We start from the raw sequence: 26,285 nt of genomic DNA, 5'->3' as shown, positions 1-26,285 counted from the left end.
GACCATCCTGGCCTCTGTGATTCACATCCCCCTCAGGAGAACCTGAGGGTTACCTGAGTGCCCCGTTTCCCCACGGGACGCCTGCAGCGAACCTTCAGCTCCGGCCGGGCCGAGCCCAAGCCTCATGCGCAAGGGTCGGGCGCTGTGAAGCTGTCGACCAAGCGCAGAGCGCTGATCGTGAACGGGACCCTGGGGATCCTGTTGCTGGGCGGCGCGGGGATCGCCTACTCCTCTCTCGGCGCCGCGGCCTCGCCCGCCGACGCCGATTCCGGTGCCGCGGTGCGCACCGTGACGGTGAGCCGGGGCACGGTGACCGCCTCCGTGTCGGCGTCCGGGACCGTGGAGAGCAGCCGGGTGCGGTCGTTGGGCTTCGGGTCGAGCGGCACGGTGGAGAAGATCTACGTCAAGGCCGGGGACGAGGTCGACAAGGGCCAGGTCCTCGCGCGGCTGGACGACACCGCCGCACGGGAGAGCCTGGACGCGGCCGCCGCCGCGCTGGACTCGGCGGACGACGACACCTCGACCGCCGCCGGCTACGCCCAGTACGTCGAGGCGAGGAACGCCTACCGGGAGGCGCAGCGCGCCGTGGCCGGGACGGTGATCAGAGCCCCGTTCGCCGGTACGGTGACCGCCGTCAACGGCACGGTCGGAGGCTCGTCGGGTTCGTCGGGCTCCTCCGCCTCCTCCGGTTCCTCCGGGGCGTCGGGCTCCTCTGGCGCGGGCGGTTCCGGCGGGGCGGGCGGTTCGTCCGGAGGTTTCGTGGAGCTCGCCGACGTGGGCAGGCTCCAGATCGTCGGGACCTTCACCGAGTCGGACGCGGCCAGGCTGAAGGTCGGCCAGGCCGCGACGATCACGTTCGACGCGCTGACCGGCGTCACGGCGGCGGGGAAGGTCACCCAGATCCAGCCGACCGCTTCCACCGGCGACAACGTGGTCCGGTACCCGGTGACGGTCTCGCTCACCGAGGTGCCGGACGCGGTCAGGCTGGGCCAGACCGCGACCGTGAAGGTCGTCGTGGACGAGGTCGAGAACGTGCTCGCGGTCTCCTCGACCGTGGTCTCCGGGGCGGGCGGGCGGAACACCGTGACCGTCCTGCGCGACGGCCGGCAGTCCACCGTCCAGGTCGAGGTCGGGGTGAGGGGCGACCAGCTCACGGAGATCACGTCCGGTCTCTCCGAGGGCGACCAGGTCGTCCGCCCGGCCGCCGCGACCACCACCCAGCAGGGCGGCGGCTTCCCCGGCCTCGGCGGAGGGGACCGCGGGAACCGGGGCGTCGGCGTGCCGATGGGCGGTGGCGGCCGATGACCGCCCCCGTCCTGGAGGTCCGGGACCTCGTCAAGGTGTACGGCGAGGGGGACGCGCGGGTGCGCGCCCTGCGCGGGGTGTCCCTCACCGTCGAGCGGGGCGACTACGTGGCCATCATGGGCGCGTCCGGTTCCGGCAAGTCGACGCTCATGAACATCCTCGGCTGCCTGGACGTGCCCTCCTCCGGCAGCTATCTCATCGACGGCACGGACGTCGGGGCGCTGAACGAGGGGCAGCTCGCCGTCCTGCGGAACCGGAAGATCGGATTCGTGTTCCAGTCGTTCAACCTCATTCCGAGGATGAGCGCGCTGGCCAACGTGGAACTGCCCATGGCCTACGGCGGGGTCGGCGCGGCCGAGCGCCGGGCGCGGGCGCTGGCCGCGCTGGACCAGGTCGGGCTCGCCGGCCGGGTCCGCCATGAGCCGAACGAGCTCTCCGGCGGTCAGCAGCAGCGGGTGGCCGTGGCCAGGGCGCTGGTCACCTCGCCCGCGCTGCTCCTCGCCGACGAGCCGACCGGCAACCTCGACACCGAGTCCACCGGGGACGTGCTGGAGATCTTCGACCGGCTGAGCGCCTCGGGTGGGACGATCGTGATCATCACCCACGAGGACGACGTGGCCGCCCACGCCAAGCGGGTCATCCGCCTGGTGGACGGCCGGATCGTCGAGGACCGCCCCCGGATCCCGGCCGGCGGCCGTCCGCTCCGGCCGGCGTCCGGCACGGCCGTGGCCGCAGGTGCGGGTGCCGAGAAGGACGCGGAGACGACCGGATGAGCCCGTTCGAGATCCTCCGCTTCGCGCTGCGCGGCCTGGCCGCCAACAAGCTCCGCAGCTTTCTGACGACGCTCGGCATCCTCATCGGGGTGGCGGCGGTGATCCTCCTGGTGGCCTTCGGCGAGGGAGCCTCGCAGGGCATCCAGCAGAGCATCCAGCGGCTCGGCGCCAACACGCTCACCATCTCGGCCTCCTTCTCCGGCGGTGGCGGTGGCGGCGGCGGTTTCGGCGCGGGCGGCGGCGCCAGGCAGCAGCAGGGACCCCGGACCCAGGCCAGGCAGCTGACGCTGGACGACGCCAGGGCGCTGGCCGACCCTGCGCAGGCCCCGTCGGTCAGGAGCGTCTCCCCGGTGGTCACCGCCAACTCGGCCGCCGCCGTGTACGAGGGCGCGAGCCACACGGTCTCCCAGCTCGTCGGGACCTACCCGAGTTACTTCGAGGCGACCAACAAGCCCGTCGAGGACGGGACCTACTTCGTCAACGACGACGTGCTCGCCGCGCGGAAGGTCATGGTGATCGGGCGGACCGTGGCCGAGGCGCTGTTCGGCGCGGTCGACCCGGTCGGCCGGCAGGTCAGCGTCTCCGGGGTGCCGTTCACGGTGGTCGGGGTGCTGAAGGAGTCGGGCTCGTCCGGCATGCAGGACGCCGACGACATCGCGATCGCGCCGCTGCCCGCCGTACAGCAGAGCCTGACCGGGTTCGGCCCGCTCGGCTCGATCATCGTGCAGGCGACCGGCGCGGACACCACGGAGACGGCCCAGGCCGAGGTCACGGCCCTGCTCAACCAGCGGCACGGGATCACCCCGACCGGGACGGCCGACTACCGCATCCTCAACCAGGCCACCCTGCAGGAGACCGTCAGCTCGACGATCGGCATCTTCACCACGCTGCTCGGCGCGGTCGCGGCGATCTCGCTCCTGGTCGGCGGCATCGGGATCACCAACATCATGCTGGTCACGGTCACCGAGCGGACCAGGGAGATCGGCATCAGGAAGGCCATCGGGGCGCCGCGGAGCGCGATCCTCGGCCAGTTCCTGGTGGAGTCGACGGTGCTGAGCCTGGTGGGCGGACTGGCCGGCCTCCTGGTCGCCTTCATCGGCACCCGGTTCACCGTCGCCGGGATCGAACCGGTTCTGGTGCCGTCGTCGATCGTGCTGGCGCTCGGCGTCTCGGTGGGCATCGGCCTGTTCTTCGGGAGCTACCCGGCGAACCGGGCGGCCAAGCTCCGTCCCATCCAGGCCCTGCGCCACGAGTAGCGCCCCGCCCCGGGCAGAGGTCACGACCGGCGTCCCCTCGCCACGAGTAGCTAGGAGAGATATGGCTGACAGCAAGAAGGACGGCGAGGAGCTGCTGGCGTCCTCGCCGTTCGCCGGCGACCTGGACCGCGAGCTGGCCGTACGGCCCGCGCGGAGCTTCTCGACGCTCACGCTGGCGCTCGCCGCCGGTGTGATGCTGGTCCTGGGCATGGTCGCGGGCATCCAGGTGCAGAAGGCGATGGGCGGCGGGTCCGCGGGCGCCGCGGCGCAGCCGGGCGGAGGGTTCGCCGGTCCCGGCGGGCAGCGCGGCATGGGCGGCACCGGCGGCCAAGGCCAGGGCGGACAGGGGCAGGCAGGGCAGGGTTCGGGCGGCCAAGGCAGACAGGGACAGGCAGGGCAGGGACAGGGCGGGCAGCGCGGTGGCCCGGGCGGCGGCGCGACCGTCGGCACGGTGCGGAAGGTGGAGGACGGGAAGGTCTACGTCCAGACCATGGACGGCTCCGTCGTCACCGTGACCACCACCGGCGAGACCGCCGTGCGGATCTCAAAGGAGGGGAAGGTCACCGACCTCCGGACCGGTGGGACGGTCGTCGTCCAGGGAGTCCGAGGGGAGGACGGCTCGGTGGCCGCCACCTCGATCAGCGAGGGAGGCGCGCGTGGACGCTGAGCGGGTTCTCAGCAAACGTTCAGCGGACCCCGAGCGGTTCCCCAGGGAGGTGGGCGAGCCTCGTGGTCGTGCTGGACAGAGTTGAGGCCCGCCTGCTGGTGGTGGACGACGAACCGAACATCAGGGAACTGCTCTCCGCGAGCCTGCGCATGTCCGGCTTCGAGGTCATGACCGCGGCGGACGGCGGGGAGGCGGTGCAGTTCGCCCAGCGGATCCGCCCCGACCTCGTGGTGCTCGACGTGATGCTGCCCGACATGGACGGCTTCGCGGTGGCCGGGCGGCTGCGGGAGATGGGGAGTCAGATGCCCGTGGTCTTCCTCACCGCCCGGGACGGCGTCGACGACAAGGTCACCGGGCTGCGGCTGGCCGACGACTACGTGACCAAGCCGTTCAGCCTGGAGGAGGTCCTCGCGCGCATCCGGGCCGTGCTCCGCCGCACCCGGGGCGACCTCGACCTCCCGACGCGCCTGAAGGTCGCCGACCTGGAGCTGGACGAGGAGGCGCACCAGGTCTGGAAGGCGGGGGAGCCGGTACGGCTCTCGCCGACGGAGTTCAAGCTGCTGCACCATCTCATGGTCAACACCGGCCGGGTGCTGTCCAAGGCGCAGATCCTGGAGCACGTGTGGAACTACGACTTCGGCGGCGACGCCGGTGTCGTCGAGTCCTACGTCTCCTACCTGCGGCGGAAGGTCGACACGGCCGAGCCGCGGCTGATCCACACCCTGCGCGGGGTGGGCTACGTGCTGCGCCCGCCGCAAGGTGATTGAACCTTCAGCTATTCTTCAGCTCCGCCTGACCTGACCCTGAGTTTGATGGGTTCCAATGGGCGGTGCGTGACCCCAGAACCTCCCGGAACGGCGGCGGGCCCGGGATCGTCTCCAGCTGCGGGGGAGATGAGCCCGGTCAAGGCCCGCCGGCCGGAGCCGGGAGACAGGCCCCAGCGCTCGACCGGGTTCGCCCCCGTGACCCGGTCGAGCGGTGGGGCCGTTCGCGTCTAGGCGCTCTTTCCTCGGGAATGACCCGTTCTATGAAGGAAAGCGACGGTCTGCTGGGAGCGCTGCGGGAACTCCGCCGCCACCTCGACCATGAGCTGTTCCCCCTGGCGGCCGGGGACGCGGCGGCCGACCGGCGGGCGCTGCGGGAGCTGACCGGCCAGCTCGACGACTACCTGATCCCGCGCCTGAGCGCGATCGACGCCCCGCTGCTGGCCGTCGTCGGCGGGTCCACCGGGGCGGGCAAATCGACCCTGGTGAACTCCCTGGTCGGTGCGGACGTCTCCGAACCCGGCGTGCTCCGCCCCACCACCCTGGCCCCCACGCTGGTCACCGCCCCCGCCGACCGGGACTGGTTCGCCGGCCGCCACGTCCTGCCCGGACTGCCCCGGGTGACCGGGAGCGGCTCCGGCGAGCCGGGCACGCTCCGGGTGGTCGTCGCCGAGGCGCTCCCGCCCGGCCTGGCCCTGCTCGACGCGCCCGACATCGACTCGGTCGTCACGGCCAACCGCGAGCTGGCCGCCCAGCTCCTCGCCGCCGCCGATCTGTGGCTGTTCACCACCACCGCCGCCCGCTACGCCGACGAGGTGCCGTGGGGCTTCCTGCGCGCGGCCCGGGAACGGAGCACGGCGCTGGCCGTGATCCTGTCCCGCGTCCCGCCGGAGGCGCTCGGCGTGGTCGCGGGCGACCTGGCGAGGCTGCTGGAGGCCAACGGACTGGGCGGGACCCGGCTGTTCGAGGTGCCGGAACTGCCGCTGCCCGAGGAGAACGCCCGGCTGCCGCGCGAGGCCGTCCGGCCGATCACCCGGTGGCTGGACGGCATCGCGGCCGACGCGGCGGCCCGCGCGGAGGTGGTGCGCCAGACCCTCTCCGGCGCGCTGGAGAGCCTCGCCGTCCGCGTCCCCGCGCTCGCCGACGCGGTGGACCGCCAGCACGCGGCGGACGCCGAACTCCGGGCGGCGACCGACGCGGCCTACGCCGAGGGCATGGCCCGCTTCGAGGAGGGCATGCTGGACGGCTCGCTGCTCCGGGGCGAGGTGCTCGCCCGCTGGCAGGACTTCATCGGCACCGGCGACCTGATGCGCTCCCTGGAGAGCCGGGTGGGGTGGCTGCGGGACCGCGTCGTCGCGCTGTTCACCGGACGGCCCGCCCCGGAGAGCGAGCTGCGGGTCGCGCTGGAGAGCGGGGTGGAGACCCTGATCAGGGCGTCGGCCGACAGCGCCGCCGAGCGCGCGCTGGAGTCGTGGGCCGCCAGGGAGGCGGGCCGCGCGCTGCTGGAGCAGGCGGGCGCCGTCGAGGCCGGGCGCCTGGGCCGCTCCTCGCCGGAACTGCGCCGCTCCGCGGAGGAGGCCGTCCGGGGCTGGCAGGGGTACGTGCTGGACCTGGTCCGGCAGGAGGGCGCGGAGAAGCGGACCGCCGCCAGGATCGCCTCGTACGGGGTCAACGGCGCCGGGCTGCTGCTCATGATCGCGGTCTTCGCCTCCACCGGGGGCCTGACCGGGATCGAGGTCGGCATCGCCGGAGGCACCAGCGTGCTCAGCCAGAAGCTCCTGGAGGCCGTCTTCGGGGACCAGGCCGTCCGTACCCTGACGCTGCGGGCCAGGGAGGACCTGCGCGCCCGGGTCGAGGACATCCTCGCCCGGGAGGCGGCCCGCTTCACCGGACTCCTCGACGCCGTCCGGCCGCCCGACGGGAGCGCCCCGGCGTTGCGCGCGGCGGCGCAGGCCGTACGGGAGCACCGGCGGGAGATCCCCGGCGGGACCCCGGCCGCGGCCGGGAAGAGGGCGGGTGACCGGTGAAGCTGCTCAGACGCACGGGCCGCGGGAGCGGGCCCTCCCTGGACGACCGGCTGACGGCCCTGGCGGAGGCCGCCGAACTGGCCGACGGGCGGCTGGACGCCGGTGCGGTCGCGCGGGCGCGCGCGGTGGTCGACCGGGCGGGCGCGCGGCGGAGCCTGTCGGTGGACCACACCGCGGCCGCGCTGGCCGGGGCGACGGGCAGCGGCAAGTCGTCCCTGTTCAACCTGCTGTCCGGGACCTCGCTGGCCAGGGTCGGCGTGACCCGGCCCACCACGTCCACCGCGCAGGCGGCGCTGTGGGACGGCGCCGGGTCCGGGCCGCTGCTCGACTGGCTGCAGATCCCCGACCGCCACGAGGTGGACGGTACGGCGGAGCACCGTACGGCGGGCGCCGCACGTGACGGAACCGGGTACGGCGCGAGGGACGGTGCGGGGAGCGGCGCGGGGGACGGCGCGGGCGACGCCGGCCTGAGCGGGCTGGTCCTGCTCGACCTGCCCGACCACGACTCGATCGAGCGGGCGCACCGCCTGGAGGTGGACCGGCTCGCCGGGCTGGTCGACCTGCTGGTGTGGGTGCTCGACCCGCAGAAGTACGCCGACGCGGCCGTGCACGACCTCTACCTGGCTCCGCTGGCCCGGCACCGGGACGTCACGGTGGTCGTCCTCAACCAGATCGACCGGCTCTCTCCGGCCGCGGCCGAGCGGTGCCTGGCGGACCTGCGGCGGCTGCTGGAGGCCGACGGGCTGGCCGGGGTGCCGGTGCTCGGCGTCTCGGCGCGGACCGGGGCGGGCGTCGGCGAGCTGCGCGCGCTGCTGGCCGCCCGGGTCGCCGGCCGCCGTTCCTGGACCGACCGCCTGGCCGCCGACGCGGAGACCGCCGCCGACGCGCTGGCCCGGGCCTCGACCGGCACCGGGTCCGGGACCGGGGATTCGAACGGCTCGGGCGGGGCGGCCGAAGGAACCGGTGCCCGCGGCAGGGACGGGGTGGCCGGGGGAACCGGTGCCCGCGGCACGGGCGGACCGGCGCCGGCGGGCGGCGTGACCGGGCCGGTGCGGACCCCGGACGCGGACGCCGGTGTCCTGGCCGGGCCGCTGGCCGCCGCGCTGTCGCAGGCGGCCGGGGTGCCGGTGGTGGTCCGGGCGGTGGCGAAGGCGCACCGGCACCGTTCGGTCGCCGCCACCGGCTGGCCGGTGACCCGGTGGGCCCGCCGGTTGCGGCCCGACCCGCTGCGCCGCCTCCGCCTGGGCGGCGGCTCCCCGGGACCGGACGCGGTCGGCGAGGCCGTCGGGCGCACCTCGATCCCCGCCGCCGGGGCGGTCCAGCGCTCCCAGCTGGACACCGCCCTGCGCGACACGGCCGCCGCCGCCTCGGCGGGACTGTCCGAGCCGTGGGCGGCGGCCGTACGGCGCGCGGCGCGGTCGCACGCGGACGAGCTGGAGGACGCGCTCGACCGGGCGGTGGCGACCACCTCACTCGGCGCGTCCCGCAGGCCGCTGTGGTGGCGGGTGGCCGGGGCGGCGCAGTGGCTGGTGCTCGCGGCGGCGGTGGCGGGCGCGCTCTGGCTGCTCGGCCTGTTCGCCATGGACTACCTGCACCTGCCCGAGCCGCCCGTGCCGACCGCCGGTGAGCTGCCGTGGCCCACCCTGCTGCTGCTCGGCGGGCTGCTGCTCGGCGTCGTGCTCGCGCTGCTCTCCCGGGCCGTCGCCTGGCTCGGCGGGCGGCGCCGGGCCCGGAAGGCGGCCGGGGCGCTGCGCGCGAGCGTGGAGCGGGTCGGCCGCGAACTCGTCCTGGACCCCGTGCAGGACGAGCTGACCCGCCACCGCCGCTTCACCGAGGCGGTCGCCACGGCCCGGGGCGGAGCCTAGGAGCCCTCGGTCGGCCGCTCGAGATCGATGATCACGTATTTCCCCTTGAGCGGGTGCCACCATGCCGCGTCGGCCCGCTCGGCGACGAAGTCCGCGAAGCGGGAGTCGTTATCAGGAGCTTCTGGAGGACGGGCTGCTGGCCGACGGGCTCCAGCAGATGCGGCAGGGCGAGGGTCGCCCTTGGAAGCAGATCAAGACGGAGTGGGGCTCCAAGAACTCGGAGCTCACCACCGGTGAAGACTGAGGTCTATCTCTCGGTCTTCGCGGAGAAGCAGGCCGAAACCCTGCGCGGAGCCGACCTGGGGATCTTCACCGGCTTCGTCGATTGGGGCGGATGTGTCTTCGGTCCCGCCGAACGCCGGTCCTCCGGCCGGGAGGAGCGGTCAGGGTTCCGCCCGTAGGGTCGAGGGGATCAGCTCAGTGTGGTCAGCTCAGGGCGGTGGCGGTGTGCCGGAGGGCGTCGAGCAGGGGGACGAGCAGGGGGTGGCGCTCGGCGCCGCGCCGTACGGCGGCGAAGACCCGGCGCTGCGGGCCCTCGACGGGGCGGATCACCACGCCGGACAGGTCGGCGCCGCGCAGCGCCAGGCGCGGCACCATCGCCACGCCCGCCCCGGCCGAGGCCAGGGCGACCACCGCGCGGAAGTCGTCGGAGGAGTGCGCGAAGGCGGGGGTGAACCCGGCGTGCTCGCAGGCCAGGGCGATCACGTCGTGGCAGGGGTTGCCCGGGTAGGGGCCGATCCAGGTCTCGCCCGCCAGGTCCGCGACGGTGATCGTCTCCACGGGGAGGGCCGCACCCGCCGCGCTGGTGCCCGCCGCTTCGGTGCTCGCCGTGCCCGTGGGAGCCATGCCCTTGTCCGCCGGGCCGGCGTCCGCCGCGTCCGTGCGGGCCGTACCCGCCGGGCGCGCGAGGCGGTGGTCGCGGGGGAGGACGACGTCGAACGGCTCGGCGTAGAGCGGGATGCGGGAGAGCCGCCGATCGTCCGCGCCCGGAGCGCCGCGGTACTCCACGGCGACGGCGACGTCCACCGCGCCGTCCAGCACCATGGTGAGGCTCTGGTCCCCCTCGGCGTCCAGGACGCGCACCCGCAGGCCCGGTTCCTTCTCCCGGAGCAGGCCCACCGCCGGGGCCACCACGAGGCCGATCGCGGTAGCGAACGAGGCGACCTGCACCTCGCCCGCCGTACCGGTCGTGTAGGCGGCGATGTCGGCTCCGGCCTGCTCCAGCTGGGCGAGGACCTCGTTGGCGTGGCCGAGCAGGATGCGGCCGACGGCGGTCAGCCGCACGCCCCGGGCGTCGCGCTCCAGCAGCCGGTGGCCGACCTCGTGCTCCAGGGCGGCGAGCTGCTGGGAGACCGCCGACGGGGTCAGGTGCAGGGCCGCGGCGGCGGCGGTGACCGTCCGGTGGTCGGCCACCGCGCGCAGGGTCCGCAGCCGCCGGGTGTCAATCACCTCTTCATTGTCGGCCAGCGCCTGAACCGCCCACGCCCGGGCCGCCCACGCCCGTGACGGCCGGTCGGCGGTCCGGGCGGCGGTGATGGGCGGCGTGGGCGGTCCGTGGTCCGGGCGTCCGGTGCGGCGGGCGGCGATCCGGCTGTTCGGCGGGGTGGACGGCGGGTCATCCGGCCGGGCGGACGGCGTAGTCGCCGAGTGCGGGTTCCAGGACGTCGAAGGCGGTGCCGATGTGGCCGGTGAGCGCCTCGGCGATCTCCGCGTCGCCCTGCCCGTCGAGGGTGCGGCGGAGCGTCTCGTCGAACAGCAGCCGGTGGACGCCGCTCAGCAGGGCCGCGGCCACCGTGGGCAGGATGTCGCCGGCCCCGGTGCCGGCCTCCGCGGTGAGGGCGTCGGCCAGCGCCCTCTCCCGCTCGTCGTGGAACTCCCGCAGCCGGGCCGTCAGCGCGGGGCTGTCGGTGATCATCCGGGCGAACTCGGGACCGGAGAAACCGATCACCGGGCTGTGCTCGGCGACCGCGGCCAGGTAGGCGCGGCGCAGCGCGGCCAGCGCCGACTCTCCCGGTCCCCTCTCCCGGACGGTCCTGGCCAGGGACTGCACGAACGCCTCGCTCAGGTCGAGGGCGAGGTCCTCCTTGCGCGGGAAGTAGTTGGTGACCGTCATCTTGGCCACCTGCGCCGCCGCCGCCACGTCGGCGATCGTCACCTTGTCGAAGCCGCGTTCCAGGAACAGCCGGGTGGCCTGGTGGGAGATGTTCTCCCTGGTCTGCTGCTTCTTCAGCTCTCGGAGGCCGGTCGTCTGGGTGCTCATGCCTCCACCTTACCTCGACTCGACCTAAATTCGGTGTTGACATATTTCTATGTCCAACATAAGTTTATGTCAGGCAAGCCGCCGCGACCGAAAGGAAGGCCCGCATGGCCGAGAAGACCCTCAGCACCGCTCGTCTCGCCGAGGCGATCCGGAGGGCCGCGGATCCGGAGCCGGCCGCCGCCGCCCGCCCCGGCACCCGGCCCGTCGGGCCGGCCGCCGCTCCCGCGTCCACGTGGACGCCGGCCCCCGCGCTGCCGCGGATGCCCGCTTCCGTGCCCCTCCAGGCGCCCCTCCAGGCGCCCGCCGCGCCGCGCCCCTCGAACCGCTCCGTCCGTACGGCGGGCGGGCACGACCGCCGTGCCGAGGGCGTGCGGCGGGGGCAGGGCCACCGCGTCCCGGCGCACCGCCCCCGCCGCGTGCCCGGCCGCGGCTGAGCATCCGGCCGATCACCCCGGCTCCGGGAATCGACCGCCCCCGTTCCCGCGTTCCCGTTGACCCCACCCGGCGAAAGGACCCCCTTGAGCGCTACCGCCACCGCATCCCGCCCTGCCCGCCACGCGAACGGAGCCGTCGACGTCGACCCGGTGAAGGACTACCTCCGGCAGATCGGGCGCACCCCGCTGCTGACCGCCGAGCAGGAAGTGGAGCTGGGCAGGCGCATCGAGGCCGGGGCACGCGCGCAGGAGCGCCTCGACGCCGAGGGCCAGGGGCCGGCTCCGGCCGAGCGATGGGAGCTGGAGCGGCTGGCCGCCGAAGGCCGCCGCGCCAGGGATCACATGGTCGAGGCCAACCTGCGGCTGGTCGTCTCGATCGCCAGGCGCTACGCCGCCGCCGGCGCGATGCCGCTGCTGGACCTGGTCCAGGAGGGGACCATCGGGATGATGCGCGCAGTGGAGAAGTTCGACCACCGGCGCGGCCTCAAGTTCTCCACCTACGCCACCTGGTGGATCAAGCAGGCGGTCGGCCGGGCCCTGGCCGACCAGAGCCGGACGGTCCGCCTGCCCGCGCACGTCGTCGAGGTCCTCAACCGGGTGAACCGCGCCCGGCGCGCGATGCGGCAGCAGCTGGGCCGGGAGGCCACCTCCGAGGAGCTGGCGGCCGAGCTCGACCTGACCCCGGAGAAGGTCGAGGAGCTGCTCCGGCACGCCCGCGAGCCGATCTCGCTGCACACCCCGGTCGGCGACGACGATGCCGAGTTGGGTGATCTCATCCAGGACGACGCGCAGGACCCGGCCGACGCGGCGGTCTCCTCGTCGCTGCGCGGGCAGCTGGACGCGGCGCTGGAGACCCTGACCGAGCGGGAGGCGGACGTGATCTCCCTCCGGTACGGCCTGGCCGACGGCGAGGCCAGGACCCTCGAGGAGATCGGCAGGAGACTCGGTGTGACGCGCGAGCGCATCCGCCAGATCGAGTCCGCGGGCATGCGCAAACTCCGGCACCCCGCCCGCACTCGAGCCCTCGCCGACCTCCTGTCCTGAGCACGCCCCGTACGGCCCGCGCCGGCCGGACCCGGCCCGGCCCGGGTCCGACCGGTTCCGGCTCCGGTCCGGCCTCCGGCTCGTGACGCGGTTCCGGTCCGGGTTCCGGCGCGTGACCGGGCCCCGGCGGGCTCACCCCCGGGCGGCGACGAACGCCTCCACCGCGCGGTCGACGTCCTCGGCGGAGTGGGCCGCCGAGAGCTGGACGCGGATGCGGGCCTGGCCGTGCGGGACCACCGGGTAGGAGAAGCCGATCACGTAGACGCCCCGGTCGAGCAGGCGCTCGGCCATCGCGGACGCCTCCGCCGCGTCCCCGATCATCACCGGGACGATCGGGTGGTCGCCCGGCAGGATGGTGAAGCCCTCCTCGGTCATCCGGGTGCGGAAGCGCGCGGTGTTGGCGCGCAGCCGCTCCCGGGCCTCGCCGGAGCCGCTGACCAGGTCCAGGACGCGCAGCGAGGCGGCGGCGATCACCGGCGCGAGGGAGTTGGAGAACAGGTAGGGGCGCGAGCGCTGGCGGAGCAGCTCGCAGATCTCCCCGCGGGCCGCCGTGTAGCCGCCGCTCGCCCCGCCGAGGGCCTTGCCGAGCGTGCCGGTGATGATGTCGACCCGGTCGCGCACCCCGAACAGCTCGGGAGTGCCCGCGCCGCCCTCGCCGACGAAGCCGACCGCGTGCGAGTCGTCGACCATGACCATGGCGCCGTACCGGTCGGCCAGGTCGCAGATCTCGTCCAGCGGTGCGACGTGGCCGTCCATGGAGAACACGCCGTCGGTGACGATCAGTTTCCGGCGGGCGTCGGAGGCCTCCTTGAGCCGGGCCTCCAGCTCCGCCATGTCGCGGTTGGCGTAGCGCAGGCGGCGGGCCTTGCACAGCCGGATGCCGTCGATGATGCTCGCGTGGTTGAGCGCGTCGGAGATCACCGCGTCGCGGTCGTCGAGCAGCGTCTCGAAGACGCCGCCGTTGGCGTCGAAGCAGGAGCTGTAGAGGACGGTGTCCTCCTGGCCGAGGAACGCCGCAAGGCGCGCCTCCAGCTCCTTGTGCACCTCCTGGGTGCCGCAGATGAAGCGCACCGAGGCCATGCCGAAGCCCCAGCGGTCCAGCGCCTCCTTGGCCGCGGCGATCACCTCGGGGTGGTCGGCCAGGCCCAGGTAGTTGTTGGCGCAGAAGTTCAGCACCTCGCGGGGCCCGCCGGCCGCCCCGGCCCCCGGTACGGCCACGCCGTCCGGTACGGCGCCGCCGCCCGGTGCCGTACCGCCGGTGCCGCCCGCGACGGCGATGCCGGCGCGCTGCGGGGTGGTGATGACCCGCTCGGGCTTGAGCAGGCCGGCCGAGGCGATCTCGTCGATGGTCGCGCGCAGGTCGTCGCGGACGTTGTCGAACATCAGGCGGTCCAATCCATGATGATCTTGCCGGTTCTGCCGTTTGCGGCGGTGTCGAAGGCCGCGTCGAAGTCGCGGTAGGAGAAGCGGTCGGTGATGACGGGGGAGAGGTCGAGGCCCTTCTCCAGGAGCACGGACATGGCGTACCACGTCTCGTACATCTCCCGGCCGTAGATGCCCTTGAGGGTGATCATCGAAGTCACGATCGTCGCGAAGTCGACCGCGAACTCCTCCGCGGGCAGGCCCAGCATGGCGATCTTCCCGCCGTGCGTCATGTTGGCGATCATGTCGCGGAGCGCCTGGGGGTGCCCGGACATCTCCAGGCCCACGTCGAATCCCTCGCGCATGCCGAGCTTCTCCACGCCCTCCGCGATCGACGTCTCGGCGGCGTTCAGCGCCAGGGTGACGCCGATCTTGTCGGCGAGGGCGAGCCGCTCGGGGCTGAGGTCGGTGATGACGACGTTGCGCGCGCCGACGTGCGTCGCGACCGCCGCGGCCATCAGCCCGATCGGCCCCGCTCCGGTGATCAGCACGTCCTCGCCGACCAGCGGGAACGACAGGGCGGTGTGCACGGCGTTGCCGAACGGATCGAAGATCGCCGCCACGTCGGGGTCCACCGGTGTGCGGTGCACCCACACGTTGGAGGCGGGCAGCACGACGTACTCGGCGAAGGCGCCGTCGCGGTTGACCCCGAGCCCGATGGTGTTGCGGCACAGGTGCCGCCGCCCGGCCATGCAGTTGCGGCACTTGCCGCAGACGATGTGCCCCTCGCCGCTGACCAGGTCGCCGACCGCGATGTCCTCGACCCCCGGCGCCACCTCCACGACCTCGCCGCAGAACTCGTGCCCGACGACGAGCGGCGTGCGCAGCGTCTGCCGCGCCCAGGCGTCGAAGCTCCGGATGTGCAGATCCGTGCCGCAGATCCCGGTCCGCAGCACCCGGATCAGCACCTCTCCCGGCCCCGCCTCGGGCTCGGGCACGTCCATCAGCCGCAGGCCCGGCTCGGCCCGCTCCTTGACCAGTGCTTTCATCCCAGGTCCCCCCTCACCTTCCGACCCTACGCACTGTGCCGGGCCGCCTCCCGCGGTGTCCATCGCGCTTTTCTTAACCCGGGCAACAGCCTGGCTTCACGCCGGGGGAGGGCCGCGCCGTACGGCGGACCGCGCGGCCGTACGGCCGGGGTCACGCCGAGGTCCGCCGCCGGAAGAGCACGGCCGCGGCCGGGACGCCGGCGAGCACTCCGGCGCAGAGCCAGGCGGCGGCGATCCACCCGGCGTCCCCCACAGGCCGGTCGAGGAGGAGCGCGCGCAGCGCCTCCACGACCGGGGTGACCGGCTGGTGCTCGGCGAAGCTCCGGAGCGGACCCGGCATGGTCTCCGCCGGGACGACGCCGTCCGAGACGTACGGGAAGAACATCACGACGAAGCTGAACACGCCGGCGGCCTGGGAGGAGCGGACGAGCAGTCCCCAGGCGACCGCGAGCGCCGAGACCGCCAGCACGTACCCGGTGACGAGGGCCAGCGCCGGCGCCCAGTCGGCGGGGGTGGCGCGGGGCCGGAACCCCAGGGCGACCGCCACGGCCAGGGCGAGCGCGGTGGCCAGCACGTTGCGCAGCAGGGAGGCGGCGACATGGCTCGCGGGCACCGCCCAGCCGCCGATGGGCAGGGTCCGGAAACGGTCGATCATGCCCCTGGTCATGTCCTCCGCGACGTTCACGGCGGTCAGCGCGGCGCCGTACCCGCCGGCCATGAGCAGCACGGCCGGGACGACGAAGTCGATGTAGTCCAGTCCGCTGGACCCGGTGGTGATCGCCCCGCCGAAGACGTAGACGAACAGGATCATGATGATCGCCGGCAGGGCGATGTTCACGATGAGGGCGTCGGGGGTGCGCACCTCGTGGCGGAGTGCACGGACGACGAGGCGGCGCAGGTCGCCCGCGGCCGCGCCGCGGGAGGCGGCCGGAGCCGTGTCCAGGTCGGTGGAGGCCGTGGTGGTGCTCATGCCGCTGCCTCCGTGAGCTCGAAGAAGACGTCGTCCAGGGTGGGGGTGCGCAGGTCGGCCTGCTCGACGGTGATGCCCTCCCGGTGCAGCAGGTCGAGCGTGCGGCGCAGGTGGTCGGGGTCGTGGACGGCGAGGGCCACCTCGCGCGTGTCCGCGTCGAGGCGGATCCCGGTCCCGTCCTCCGCGCCCGCCGACAGGGCGGCGCCGGCGCGGGACACGTCCTCGGGCCGGGCCAGGCGCAGCGTCAGCCGCTCGCTGCCCATCTGGTGCTTGAGCGCGGCCGGGGCGTCGTCGGCGACGATCCGGCCGCCGTGGATCACCGCGATGCGGTCGGCGAGCCGGTCGGCCTCCTCCAGGTACTGGGTGGTCAGCAGGATGGTGGTGCCCGAGGCGAGCAGCTCGCGGATCACCGTCCACAGCTCCGCCCGGCTGCGCGGGTCGAGACCGGTGGTGGGCTCGTCGAGGAAGAGGATCCGGGGGGCGGCCACCATGCTCGCGGCGAGGTCGAGCCGGCGGCGCATCCCGCCGGAGTAGGTCCCGGCCAGGCGGTCCGCGGCGGTGGTGAGGTCGAAGCGGTCGAGGAGCTCGGCCGCCCGGCGCCGGGCCGCGCGCCGCCCCAGGTGGTACAGGCCGGCGAACAGCTCCAGGTTCTCCTTCCCGGTGAGCAGGTCGTCCACCGTGGCGTGCTGGGCCGTCAGGCCGATGCTCCGGCGCACCGCGGCGCCCTCGCGCACGACGTCGTGACCGCCCACCGCGGCGGTGCCGCCGTCCGGGGCGAGCAGCGTGGCCAGGATCCGGACCGTCGTCGTCTTGCCCGAGCCGTTCGGCCCGAGCAGGGCCAGCAGCGACCCGGCCGGGACGGTCAGGTCCACTCCGTCGAGCACCTGCGTGGCGCCGAACGACTTGCGCAGGCCACGCGCGTGGATCGCGGCGTCTCTCATGCACCCTCCTTCTGTGTACGCAATACTGTATAAGCAATATACAGATAAATGTCTATCAGGTACACGGTTTTCTGTGCCGGCGCCGGTGATCGGCGCGGGAAGGGCGGAGATGGGGCATCCTGGTTCGACCGGATGGTGGAGGAAGGTCCACCGAGGACCTGGGAGAAAGGGGCCCGATGGCGCGGGAGCGGACACTGCCCCCCGTCCTGGCGCGGATGTGGGGACGCGAGCCGGTGTCGAACCGGGGCCCGAAGCCGCGTCTGGACCTGGCGACGATCGCCGCCGCCGGCGTCGAGATCGCCGACGCCGAAGGACTGGCGGGCGTCTCGATGGGCGGCGTCGCCGCCCGGGTGGGCGTGACGACGATGGCGCTGTACCGGTACGTCGGGAGCAAGGACGAGCTGCTGATCGCCATGGCGGACCACGCCGTCCCCGACCCGCCCGAGCGGGACGGGCTGTCCTGGCGGGACTACATGACCGTCTGGACGCGGGCCAACCGGGGCTTCCTGCTCGCCCATCCGTGGATGCTCGCCCTCGTGCGGACCTCCCCTCCGATGGGCCCGCGGAGCATGCGCTGGCTGGACCGGGGGATGGCCGCGCTCGCGGACACGGGGCTGGACGAGGGGGAGCGGCTCAACGCGGCGACCGCCCTCAACGGCTACGCGCTGTCCGACACCGCGCTCGTGTACGGGATGAGCAGCGGGAGCCGCCATCTCGACGAGGCCGGGATCACGGGCGCCGCCGACTACGGCGAGGTGCTCGCCGAGGTCCTCGACCCGGAGGAGTACCCCGCGCTGTCGGCGGCGGTGCGTTCCGGCGTCTTCAGCGGAGCCGAGGGCTGGACGGAGGACGCCGACTTCCGCTTCGGCCTCGACCTGCTGCTCGACGGGATCGAGGCGATGATCGCCCGGCGCGCGTAGCAGGGCCGCCGGGCGCGTGGAAGGACCGGGCGGCGCACGTGGAAGCGCTCTGCCCGGGACGGGGGAAGAGGGACCGGCCGGAACGGGGAGAAGGCCCCTCCCGGGGAGCGGGAGGGACCTTCTCTTCGGATCGGCCCGGTGGGCCGGACCGGCCGCTGGGGAAGGGGGCGCGGCCGGCGCGGGGGAGGGTCAGCTCGTGGGGAAGTCGTCCGCGGTGCGGATGCGGTCGCGGATGTAGACGCCCGACGGGTTGAGCGACCCGGTGCCCGCGAAGGCGCCGGCCGAGCAGGTGCCCGGCTTGAAGGCGGCGCTGCTCTCGGGGGCGTCGGAGTAGGTCCAGTTGGCGTAGCCGATCTTCAGCTGGTCCAGCATGTCGATCCACGCGGCGGTGCTGGCGAGGTCGACCTCGCCGTTGCCGCTGGCCGTCACCGTGCCGAACTCGGTGACGAACAGCGGGAGCTTCGCCGCGGCCCGGCTCACCACGGCCCGGTAGTTGTCCTTGTGCGAGGCGGCGTAGAAGTGGAAGGCGTACATGATGTTCTTGGCGTTGACCGGGTTGTCGACGATCTCGGTCTCGTTGGAGCCCTCCGAGACGCCCAGCGACGACCACGCCCGGGTGCCGACGATGATCACCGCGTCCGGGTCCGCCGCGCGGATCACCGGGATGACCTGCTCGGCGTAGCTCTTGATCGAGGCCCAGCTCACCCCGTTGGGCTCGTTGGTGATCTCGTAGATGACGTTGTCCTTGCCCGCGTTGCGGGCGGCGACCGAGGCGAAGAAGGTCTTCGCCCGGGCCAGGTTGTGGTTGGGGTCGCCCGGCGTCAGCGTGTGGAAGTCGATCATCGCGTACATGCCGCGCGCGGTGGCCATGTCGACGTACTTGTTCACCTGCTCGGTGAAGGCGGCCGGGTTGGTCTCGTACCCGCCCTCCTGCACGTACATGGAGACCCGGAAGAGGTCGGACTTCCAGTCGTTCGCCAGCGCGTCCAGCGAGGCGTCGGTGTAGCACCTGGGGAACCACTGGATGCCGTGGGTGCTCATGCCGCGCAGCTGGACCGGGCGGTTGTACCGGTTGCAGAGGTGGACGCCGCAGACGTGCAGCTTGCCGTTGATCCCGACGGGCGTGCCGGTGGCCGGGGCCTTCGTGGGCGTCGGGGTGGGCGTCGCCGTACGGGTCGGGGTCGGGGTCGCCGTACGGGTCGCGGTGGGCACCGGGGTGGCGGTGCGGGTCGCGGTCGGCGTGGGGGCCGCCGTGGCGGTGCGGGTCGGCGTCGGCGCGGCGGTGGCGGTGCGGGTGGGCGTCGGCGTGGCGGTCGGCGGTGCGGGCGGCCTGGTGGCGGTGTCGTTGCAGGTGACGCCGTTGAGGGTGAACGTCGTCGGGATCGGGTTGCCGTCGGTCGTGCTACCGGTGAACCCGATCTGCGCCGAGGCGCCGGAGGCCAGCGACTTGTTGTAGCTCACGCTGCTCGCGGTGACGGCGGTGCCCTTCTGGTCGTAGACCGCCGACCAGCCGTGCCCGACCTTCTGGCCGGAGCTCGGGAAGGAGAAGCCCAGCTTCCAGCCGTCGACGGCGCCGCCGAGGTTCTTGACGGTGATGTTGGCGCTGAATCCGCCCGGCCAGCTGCTGGTGGTGTAGGTGACCGCGCAGCCGGGGGCGGCGGCCGAGGCGGCGGCGACGGCCGGTGCGGTCGTCAGCGTCCCCAATGCGAGCGCGGCGGCGCCGGCCATGAGGAGGGCGCGACCGCGGTGCGGGCGTGCGGGATATTTCACGACGGTGACCTTTCGCGTTCTGGTCCGGCTCCGGCGAGCGGAGCGGGCGCCGCTCCGGGCGCCCCGCCCCGCTCAGCCTCATCACAGGCCGGAGGAAGGTCGCGGCTCCCGGCAGGAGTGCCGGGAGCCGCTAAGTCCGGAGCGATTTTTACCGGTTTGCGCGACATGTGGCATATCGACGCTGACGCGAATGATGGTGAAGCCCGTGGCGGTGATCCTCCGGAACCCGCATCACCCCTGCTCAGCCGTTACCAGCCGGTACGTCCCGTCGGCGTCCCCGCCGATGAAAGTTTCATCGGTTCCGTACCCGGCCGGCAGGCGTCGTTCCCCGCCGGGCCCGCCCGGAGGGTCACGACCTCGGCCGGGACCGCGTGTCCTGCACCTGCGCCGCCGGGACCAGGCGTCCTGCCGGGACGGCGTGTCCCGCACGTGCGCCGCCGGGACCGCGTGCCCTACCAGGGCCGCTCCTGCCGCGCGGGCCGCTCCTCGGTGAGGTGGGAGAGGGCGTCCGGAGTGACGGGGCCGGGGCCGAGCTGGCGGGGGCCGGTGGAGGGGTCGGCGTCGGCGGCCTCCGCCACCGCCTCGGCGGCGGCCTGCTCGGCCTCCGCCGCCTCCTGCCGGGCCAGTTGCTGCGCCTCTCCGTCGTCCCGCCGCGCGGCCCGGCCGTCGCGCCGCGGCGCCTCGCGGGTGGCGGGAGAGGCGGGCAGCCCCTCGGTGAAGGCCCGGGAGACGCTCTGCAGGGCGGAGGTGACCTCGCCGGGGATGACCCAGAAGGTGTTGCCCTCGCCCTTGGCCAGCTCCGGCAGCACCTGGAGGTACTGGTAGGCGAGCAGCTTGGGGTCGGGGTCGTTGCGGTGCACGGCCTGGAAGACCTCGTCGATGGCCTGGGACTGGCCCTGCGCCTTGAGGATGGCGGCGCTGCGCTCGCCCTCGGCGCGCAGGACGGCGCTCTGCTTGTCGCCCTCGGCGGTGAGGATCTGGGACTGGCGCTGGCCCTCGGCGGTGAGGATGGCGGCGCGCTTGTCCCGCTCGGCGCGCATCTGCTTCTCCATCGCGTCCTTGATGCTCTTCGGCGGGTCGATGGCCTTGATCTCGACCCGGTTGACCCGGATGCCCCACTTGCCGGTCGCCTCGTCCAGCACGCCCCTCAGCTGGCTGTTGATCGTGTCGCGGGAGGTGAGCGTCATCTCCAGGTCCATCGAGCCGATGACGTTGCGCAGCGTGGTCACCGTGAGCTGCTCGATCGCCTGGATGTAGTTGGCGATCTCGTAGGCCGCCGCACGTGGGTCGGTGACCTGGAAGTACAGCACGGTGTCGATCTCGACGACCAGGTTGTCCTCGGTGATCACCGGCTGGGGCTGGAAGGAGACGACCTGCTCGCGCAGGTCGATCATCGGGTAGACCCGGTCGATGTACGGGATCACGAAGTTGAGGCCGGGTTTGAGGGTGGTGTGGTAGCGGCCGAGCCGCTCGACGTTCCTGGCCCGGGCCTGGGGCACGATCCGCACGGACTTCGTGACGGTGAACACCGCGAACAGGACGATGAGCACACCGACGATCAGCAGCGGGTCCATCACTACTCCCTGGGGTAGACGAGCGCGGTCGCGCCCTCGATCTCGATGACGTCGACGGAGGCGCCGGCCGGGATCACCAGCGTCTCGTCGTAGGCCCTGGCCGACCACTCCTCGCCGCCGATGCGGACCCGGCCGTCCCGGCCGGTCACCTCGCGGGTCACGTAGGCGGTCCGCCCGACGAGGGCCTGGACGCCGAACCGCTGGTCCGGCGGGGGCGGGCGCAGGTGCCGCCTGGCGACGGGCCGGATCAGGACCACCCCGGCCACGAGGGAGCCGGCGAAGGCGATCAGCTGCAGCGGGACCGGGAGCCCGAGGAGCGCCGCGGCGGAGGCGAACAGCGCCGCCCCGCCGAGCAGGCCGAGAGCGGTGGTGAGGGTGAAGATCTCGGCGACGCCCAGCACCACGGCGAGGATCAACCAGATGAGCCAATCATCCATGTTCCGGCCCTCCTGCCATGCCAACGGCTCCGGTGTCCGGCGGGTTCCCGCTTCCACCGTATGTCGCCGCCGACCGCGCTGTCAGCGCCCGTACGGGCGCGCTCCCGCGCCGGGACCACGCTGTCGGGGTCCGTACGCGCTGTCAGGGCCCCGTACGGCGGGCCGTACGGGTGCCGCTCCCGCGCCGGGACCGCCGTGTCGGAAGGCCGGGGCGGTCCCCGTGCGGCGTCGTCGGGTCGTCGTGCGGGGCGGTCAGAGGCTGCGGCGGAGGGTGTCGCCCTGGTCCTCGCCGGAGTCGCGCACGAGGTCGTCGTGGAGGGCGCTGCCCTCCAGCCACTCGGCCCAGGAGAGCTGCCAGTAGCCCCAGCCGTTGTCCCACTCCAGCTCGCGGTCGGTGCCGCGGATGACGACGGGGTCGCCGCGCAGGGAGTTGTCGTAGAACCAGGCGGCCTGGTCGGGGCGGGCGTTGACGCACCCGTGGCTGACGTTGACCCGGCCCTGGGCCCAGACGTTGTCCTTGGCGTGGACGTACTCGCCGCTGTTCGAGATGCGCACGGCGTGGTCGATCATGACGTCGTAGTAGCCCGGGTCGCCCTTGCTCCGGTTCGGCGAGACCATGCGGACCGGGTTGGCCTTGTCCATGGTCAGGTGGACGCCGCTCGTCGTGGTGTACTCCCTGGTCGTGGCCATGCCCGCGCTGATGGCCATGCGCTGGACGACCTTCCCGTCGCGTTCGACCGTCATCCGGTGGGTCCGGGTGTCGATGACGCTGGTCTGCCGCCGGCCGACGCCGAACCGCACACCGTGGTCGGAGGTGCCGTAGACGTCCTTGGCGGCGCGGACCCCGGACAGGTGGGCGACGAAGTCGACCTTCGACCCGGCGGGCCAGTAGTCGCGGGGGCGGTAGATCACCCGGGTGTCGCCCGTCCAGTGCCAGGCGCCCTCGACCGGCGTGCCGGTGCGCACCTCCAGGGCCCGCTCGACGGAGAGCCGGTCCTTCACCGGGGTGTCGAAGTCGACGATGATCGGCATGCCGACGCCGACCGTCTCGCCGGGCGACGGCGTGACGGAAGCGATCTTGAAGGTCTTCTCGGGGGTGAACGTGCGGAAGGTGCCCGTGGCGCTCGCCCGGGTGCCGCCGGGACCCGCGGCGGTGACGCTCACGGCGTAGTCCCGGCCGGGTACCAGGGCGTGGTCGGATCGCCAGGCGGTCCTGCCGGGGTCGAAGCGGCCCGGGACCGGGGCGCCGCCCGCGTAGGCGGCCACCCCGGTCAGCGTGCCCGCCGTGGTGTGGACGGTCAGCCCCCTGCCGGTCGGCGCCTGCCGGGCGCCGGGCGCCGGGTCGATCACGATGGAGGGCGTCGCGGCCCTCTCCCCGGGTGTGTCGTCGCCGGTGAACCAGGAGCAGCCCGCCAGGAGGGCGGGGAGCGCCAGGAGCGCGAGGAGGAGGACGGGGAGAGGGCCCGCGGCGCGCCGCATCGGTTCCTGCCTTTGGAGTGCGTGGACGGTCGGCTGCCAAGAGTAGCGCCAGGCGACCGTTCGAGCACGCCGGGTGACAACACGTGCTTACCGGGCGGGCAGGATGGTTCCGGACACCTCCCCCAGGGTGATCAGACCTCCCTCGGGGCCCGGCGCGGTGGCGGTGATGGAGACCGTGTCACAGTCCTCCAGGAAGGCCCGGACCGACCCGTCGGAGAGCTTGACCGGCTCGGTCCCGTTCCAGGTGAGTTCGATCAGCGACCCCCGCTGGCCCGCCTCGGGACCGGAGACCGTACCGCTGGCGAACAGGTCGCCGACCCTTAAGGAAGCGCCGTTGACGGCCATGTGGGCGAGCATCTGGTCGGGCGTCCAGTACATCCCCCGGTACGGCGGGCGGGAGACGACCTCCCCGTTCAGCCGCACCTCCAGGGTCAGGTCGAGACCCCACTCCTCGGCGCGCCGCAGGTAGTCCAGCGGCTCGGGATCCTGCTCGCGGCCCGGCACGCGGGCGCCGGCCAGGGCCTCCAGCGGCGTGATCCACGGGGAGATCGAGGTGGCGAAGGATTTACCGAGAAAGGGCCCGAGCGGGACGTACTCCCACGCCTGGATGTCGCGGGCGCTCCAGTCGTTGACGAGCGTCACCCCGAAGACGTGGTCGGCGAACCGGCCGGGCCGCTCGCCCAGCGCGGTCGGCGCGCCGACGACGAAGCCGAGCTCCGCCTCGATGTCCAGCTTCGCGGAGGGGCCGAAGACCCCGGCGCCGCGCTGCCCGGACGGCCGGACGACCGGGGTGCCGGAGGCGACGACGGTCCCGGCCCGGCCGTGGTAGCCGACCGGCAGGTGCCGCCAGTTGGGCTTCAGCGGCTCCTCGTCGGGCCGGAACATCCGGCCGAGGTTGGAAGCGTGCTCCAGCGAGCAGTAGAAGTCGACGTAGTCGGCCACCTCGATCGGCAGGTGCAGCTCCACCCGGTCGAGCGGGACCAGGTGGAGCCCCGCGGCGACCGGGTCGGTGGCCAGCTTGCTGCGGATCAGCGCCCGGGTGTCGCGCCAGGCCGCCGCGCCCCTGGACAGGAAGGCGTTGAGCGAGCCGGTGGCGAACACCTCGTCGTGCAGCGCGTCGGCCAGGTCGAGCACGTGGTCGCCGTACCGGACGCCGACGCGGGGGGTCTCGCCGGGCCGGTCGGCCCGGGAGAAGACCCCGTAGGGCAGGTGGTCGAGGCCCCAAGGGGTTGCGGCCGTCACGCGTTCTCCTTCGCGGGTCGGGTCCCGGTCCCGGTCCCGGACTCGGGTTCGATCAGGTCGAGGGCCAGCAGGTCCTCGATCGGGGTGGCCGTGTTGCACGAGCCGTACGACACCAGCAGCTCCCGGGCCCGCCGGGCGGCGTCGTCGGGCACGGCCCGCGCCTGCCGGACCAGCTCGCCCACGTCGGTCAGCTTCAGCACCGGCACCGGGTCGCGCCCCTCGACCGCCGCGCAGACCGCCAGGACCAGGTTGACGAAACCGTGCCGGTCGGTGCCGAGCGCCGGGTCGAAGTGCCGGACCGCGTGGTGCAGCCCGGCGGTGGCCTTGAAGGGGGTGCCGCTGCGGACGCAGTGGGCGATGAAGGCGCCCAGGTCGTGGGCGCTGGGGAAGTCCTCGGGCTCCCGGCCGCCGCACCGGACCTTCAGCCCGACCCCGTCGGGCAGGTGGACGGGCAGCTGGGCGGGGGTGACCTCGACGAACCGGCGGACCGCCGGGCCCGCCGTCTCCAGCGGGAGCTGCCCGTCCGGCAGCTCGACCCGCCCGGCGGACGTCTCGAAGCGGGCGCCCGGCACCTCGACCAGCTCGACCTCCAGGCCGTCGAGCCGCGGCGGCTCCTCGGTGTCGAGGATCAGCCCGAGCCGGAGCGGCAGGGGCGTCTCCTCCAGGTGGACGCGGAGCACCGGCAGGCGGCTGGCCGGGCAGAGGAAGCGGTGGGTGAGCACCGGGCTGCGCCGCTCCAGGTCGGCCCGGTGCCGCGAGAGCGCCTCGTCCATCGGCAGCGCGGTGGGCGGGAACAGCCCGGCGTCGTCGACGAGGTCGTGGAAGAGGTTCACCGCGACCACGTCCAGGCGTAGGCGGGGTCCTCGACCGAGAGCCCGGCGGGGCCCAGGTCGAGCGGGCGGAAGGTGTCGACCATCACGGCCAGCTCGTTGGTGCGGGTGTGCCCCTGCCGCACCGCCTCCAGGACGGCCTCCACGGCGCCCGGCTGCGGGCCGTGGGTGAACCCGGCGGGGTGCAGCGAGACCGAGCCGACGTCGATGCCGGAGCCCTTGCGCGCGGTGTAGTCGCCGCCCGCGTAGAACATCAGCTCGTCGGAGTCGACGTTGTGGTGGTTGTACGGGATCGGCACGGCGTCCGGGTGGAAGTCCAGCGGGCGCGGGCAGAAGGAGCAGATCACGAAGTTCGGGCCCTCGAAGGTCTGGTGGACCGGCGGCGGGGCGTGGATGCCCTTCACGATCGGCTCGAAGTCGTTGATGTTGAACGCGTAGGGGTACAGGCAGCCGTCCCAGCCGACCACGTCGAAGGGGTGGTTGCGGTAGACCAGCCGGGTCAGCCCGCCGCGCGTGCGGACCAGCACCGGGACGTCCTCGCCCTCGGCGGTCAGCGGCTCGGCCGGGGTGCGCAGGTCGCGCTCGCAGTAGGGGGCGTGCTCCAGGAACTGGCCGTACTTCGACAGGTAGCGCTTGGGCGGGCGGATGTGCCCGGACGCCTCGATCACGAAGGCCGTCACCCGGCCCTGCGGCACCCAGCGGTGGATCGTGCCGGTCGGGACCACCACGTAGTCGCCCTCGCCGGCCTCGATGGCCCCGTAGGTCGACTCGAACACGACCCGGCCGCTCGCGACGTAGACGCACTCGTCGCCCATGGAGTTGCGGTAGAGGCCGCTGGGCGCCTCGGTCGCGGCGTACGACATGCGGACGTCGGCGTTGCCCGCGATCAGTCCGCGGCCGGTGACGAGGTCGCCTCCGGCGGGCAGGTCCTGGGTGCGGAAGTGGCGGGGGGAGAGCGGCAGGTTGGGCGTCAGCACCGCGGCCTCGTCGGGCTCCACCGCCTCCGCCTTGACGATCGCCGTGGGCAGGTGGCGGTGGTAGAGGAGCGAGGAGTCACTGGAGAACCCCTCCTCGCCCATCAGCTCCTCGGCGTACAGCCCGCCGTCGGGCCGCCGGAACTGGACGTGGCGTTTGCGGGGTACCTCCCCCACGACGCGGTAGTACGGCATGCGCTTCTCCCAGGTTTGTCCGTTTATCGGACGTATGCGTCCTCTATACGAACAACCATCCGCCACCGTGCCGGGTGCTGTCAAACGTCGCGCCGGGTGCTCCACCGGATTCCGTCCGTGACGGGCTCAGGTCGGCGCGCCGCCCGC

General features: G+C 73.6%; 24 protein-coding genes. 11 read left to right on the top strand and 13 right to left on the bottom strand.

Features of this window, described 5'->3' with window-relative positions; all coding sequences use genetic code 11:
- The first annotated feature begins 144 nt into the window (after nt 1-144).
- The 8 genes from IEZ07_RS16395 (at nt 145) to IEZ07_RS16360 (ending at nt 9,058) form a co-directional block, all read left to right on the top strand.
- Nucleotides 145-1,305 (top strand): efflux RND transporter periplasmic adaptor subunit, encoded by a 1,161-nt coding sequence (locus tag IEZ07_RS16395; RefSeq protein ID WP_191895544.1) that lies wholly within the window; start codon nt 145-147, stop codon nt 1,303-1,305.
- On the top strand, nt 1,302-2,078 hold the full coding sequence (locus IEZ07_RS16390) for an ABC transporter ATP-binding protein (protein ID WP_191895543.1): 777 nt from the start codon (nt 1,302-1,304) through the stop codon (nt 2,076-2,078). The genes IEZ07_RS16395 and IEZ07_RS16390 overlap by 4 nt, the downstream gene beginning before the upstream one ends.
- Nucleotides 2,075-3,334, top strand: coding sequence for an ABC transporter permease (locus IEZ07_RS16385; RefSeq protein WP_191895542.1), 1,260 nt, complete (start codon nt 2,075-2,077; stop codon nt 3,332-3,334). The genes IEZ07_RS16390 and IEZ07_RS16385 overlap by 4 nt, the downstream gene beginning before the upstream one ends.
- A gap of 61 nt (nt 3,335-3,395) precedes the next feature.
- On the top strand, nt 3,396-4,001 hold the full coding sequence (locus tag IEZ07_RS16380; RefSeq protein WP_191895541.1) for a hypothetical protein: 606 nt from the start codon (nt 3,396-3,398) through the stop codon (nt 3,999-4,001).
- Between the two features lie 62 nt (nt 4,002-4,063).
- The gene (locus tag IEZ07_RS16375) at nt 4,064-4,768 is read left to right on the top strand and encodes a response regulator transcription factor (RefSeq protein ID WP_191895540.1); all 705 of its coding nucleotides are present in this window, start codon (nt 4,064-4,066) and stop codon (nt 4,766-4,768) included.
- Between the two features lie 260 nt (nt 4,769-5,028).
- On the top strand, nt 5,029-6,792 hold the full coding sequence (locus IEZ07_RS16370) for a GTPase family protein (RefSeq protein ID WP_239320178.1): 1,764 nt from the start codon (nt 5,029-5,031) through the stop codon (nt 6,790-6,792).
- Nucleotides 6,789-8,657 (top strand): GTPase, encoded by a 1,869-nt coding sequence (locus IEZ07_RS16365; RefSeq protein WP_191895539.1) that lies wholly within the window; start codon nt 6,789-6,791, stop codon nt 8,655-8,657. Before IEZ07_RS16370 ends, IEZ07_RS16365 begins: the two co-directional genes overlap by 4 nt.
- A gap of 233 nt (nt 8,658-8,890) precedes the next feature.
- Nucleotides 8,891-9,058, top strand: a complete 168-nt coding sequence (locus IEZ07_RS16360; protein WP_191895538.1) for a hypothetical protein — start codon at nt 8,891-8,893, stop codon at nt 9,056-9,058.
- A 25-nt stretch (nt 9,059-9,083) separates the two neighbouring features.
- On the opposite strand, the gene IEZ07_RS16355 is transcribed toward IEZ07_RS16360, so the two are convergent.
- Nucleotides 9,084-10,106: a LysR family transcriptional regulator gene (locus tag IEZ07_RS16355; protein WP_191895537.1), complete on the bottom strand. Its 1,023-nt coding sequence runs from the start codon at nt 10,104-10,106 to the stop codon at nt 9,084-9,086.
- A 166-nt stretch (nt 10,107-10,272) separates the two neighbouring features.
- Nucleotides 10,273-10,917: a TetR/AcrR family transcriptional regulator gene (locus IEZ07_RS16350; RefSeq protein ID WP_191895536.1), complete on the bottom strand. Its 645-nt coding sequence runs from the start codon at nt 10,915-10,917 to the stop codon at nt 10,273-10,275.
- 104 nt (nt 10,918-11,021) lie between these two features.
- On the opposite strand from IEZ07_RS16350, the gene IEZ07_RS16345 reads away from it, so the two are divergent.
- Entirely contained in the window at nt 11,022-11,351 is a 330-nt protein-coding gene (locus IEZ07_RS16345; RefSeq protein ID WP_191895535.1) for a hypothetical protein, read from the top strand.
- Nucleotides 11,352-11,435: 84 nt separating this feature from the next.
- Nucleotides 11,436-12,395, top strand: coding sequence for a sigma-70 family RNA polymerase sigma factor (locus tag IEZ07_RS16340; protein WP_307729022.1), 960 nt, complete (start codon nt 11,436-11,438; stop codon nt 12,393-12,395).
- A gap of 132 nt (nt 12,396-12,527) precedes the next feature.
- Here IEZ07_RS16340 and IEZ07_RS16335 read toward each other — a convergent pair whose 3' ends face one another.
- From IEZ07_RS16335 to IEZ07_RS16320, 4 genes are all read right to left on the bottom strand, one after another.
- Complete coding sequence (locus IEZ07_RS16335) at nt 12,528-13,778, bottom strand: glycine C-acetyltransferase (protein WP_191895603.1); 1,251 nt, start codon at nt 13,776-13,778, stop codon at nt 12,528-12,530.
- Nucleotides 13,778-14,806 carry an L-threonine 3-dehydrogenase gene (gene tdh, locus IEZ07_RS16330; protein WP_191895533.1) on the bottom strand — a complete coding sequence of 343 codons (1,029 nt, stop codon included), beginning with the start codon at nt 14,804-14,806 and terminating at the stop codon, nt 13,778-13,780. Before tdh ends, IEZ07_RS16335 begins: the two co-directional genes overlap by 1 nt.
- A gap of 151 nt (nt 14,807-14,957) precedes the next feature.
- On the bottom strand, nt 14,958-15,776 hold the full coding sequence (locus tag IEZ07_RS16325; protein ID WP_191895532.1) for an ABC transporter permease: 819 nt from the start codon (nt 15,774-15,776) through the stop codon (nt 14,958-14,960).
- Complete coding sequence (locus IEZ07_RS16320; RefSeq protein WP_191895531.1) at nt 15,773-16,717, bottom strand: ATP-binding cassette domain-containing protein; 945 nt, start codon at nt 16,715-16,717, stop codon at nt 15,773-15,775. Before IEZ07_RS16320 ends, IEZ07_RS16325 begins: the two co-directional genes overlap by 4 nt.
- Nucleotides 16,718-16,893: 176 nt before the next feature.
- On the opposite strand from IEZ07_RS16320, the gene IEZ07_RS16315 reads away from it, so the two are divergent.
- Nucleotides 16,894-17,637: a TetR/AcrR family transcriptional regulator gene (locus IEZ07_RS16315; protein WP_191895530.1), complete on the top strand. Its 744-nt coding sequence runs from the start codon at nt 16,894-16,896 to the stop codon at nt 17,635-17,637.
- A 189-nt stretch (nt 17,638-17,826) separates the two neighbouring features.
- Here the strand turns inward: IEZ07_RS16315 and IEZ07_RS16310 are convergent, their stop codons facing one another.
- From IEZ07_RS16310 to IEZ07_RS16280, 7 genes are all read right to left on the bottom strand, one after another.
- On the bottom strand, nt 17,827-19,407 hold the full coding sequence (locus IEZ07_RS16310) for a cellulase family glycosylhydrolase (RefSeq protein WP_204054430.1): 1,581 nt from the start codon (nt 19,405-19,407) through the stop codon (nt 17,827-17,829).
- Nucleotides 19,408-19,859: 452 nt separating this feature from the next.
- Nucleotides 19,860-20,981 (bottom strand): SPFH domain-containing protein, encoded by a 1,122-nt coding sequence (locus tag IEZ07_RS16305; protein ID WP_239320180.1) that lies wholly within the window; start codon nt 20,979-20,981, stop codon nt 19,860-19,862.
- A gap of 2 nt (nt 20,982-20,983) precedes the next feature.
- Nucleotides 20,984-21,418, bottom strand: a complete 435-nt coding sequence (locus tag IEZ07_RS16300) for an NfeD family protein (RefSeq protein ID WP_068902129.1) — start codon at nt 21,416-21,418, stop codon at nt 20,984-20,986.
- 252 nt (nt 21,419-21,670) lie between these two features.
- Nucleotides 21,671-22,897: a L,D-transpeptidase gene (locus IEZ07_RS16295; protein ID WP_191895529.1), complete on the bottom strand. Its 1,227-nt coding sequence runs from the start codon at nt 22,895-22,897 to the stop codon at nt 21,671-21,673.
- Between the two features lie 87 nt (nt 22,898-22,984).
- A complete protein-coding gene (gene fahA, locus IEZ07_RS16290; RefSeq protein ID WP_191895528.1) occupies nt 22,985-24,139 on the bottom strand; it encodes a fumarylacetoacetase in 1,155 nt (384 codons plus the stop codon).
- The gene (locus IEZ07_RS16285; RefSeq protein ID WP_191895527.1) at nt 24,136-24,972 is read right to left on the bottom strand and encodes a hypothetical protein; all 837 of its coding nucleotides are present in this window, start codon (nt 24,970-24,972) and stop codon (nt 24,136-24,138) included. The genes fahA and IEZ07_RS16285 overlap by 4 nt, the downstream gene beginning before the upstream one ends.
- On the bottom strand, nt 24,969-26,138 hold the full coding sequence (locus IEZ07_RS16280) for a homogentisate 1,2-dioxygenase (RefSeq protein ID WP_191895526.1): 1,170 nt from the start codon (nt 26,136-26,138) through the stop codon (nt 24,969-24,971). The genes IEZ07_RS16285 and IEZ07_RS16280 overlap by 4 nt, the downstream gene beginning before the upstream one ends.
- Nucleotides 26,139-26,285 lie beyond the last annotated feature (147 nt).

It is taken from the genome of Planomonospora parontospora, assembly GCA_014647935.1.
GTDB classification, from domain to species: domain Bacteria; phylum Actinomycetota; class Actinomycetes; order Streptosporangiales; family Streptosporangiaceae; genus Planomonospora; species Planomonospora parontospora.
This window is presented reverse-complemented; position numbering and strand designations above follow the sequence as displayed.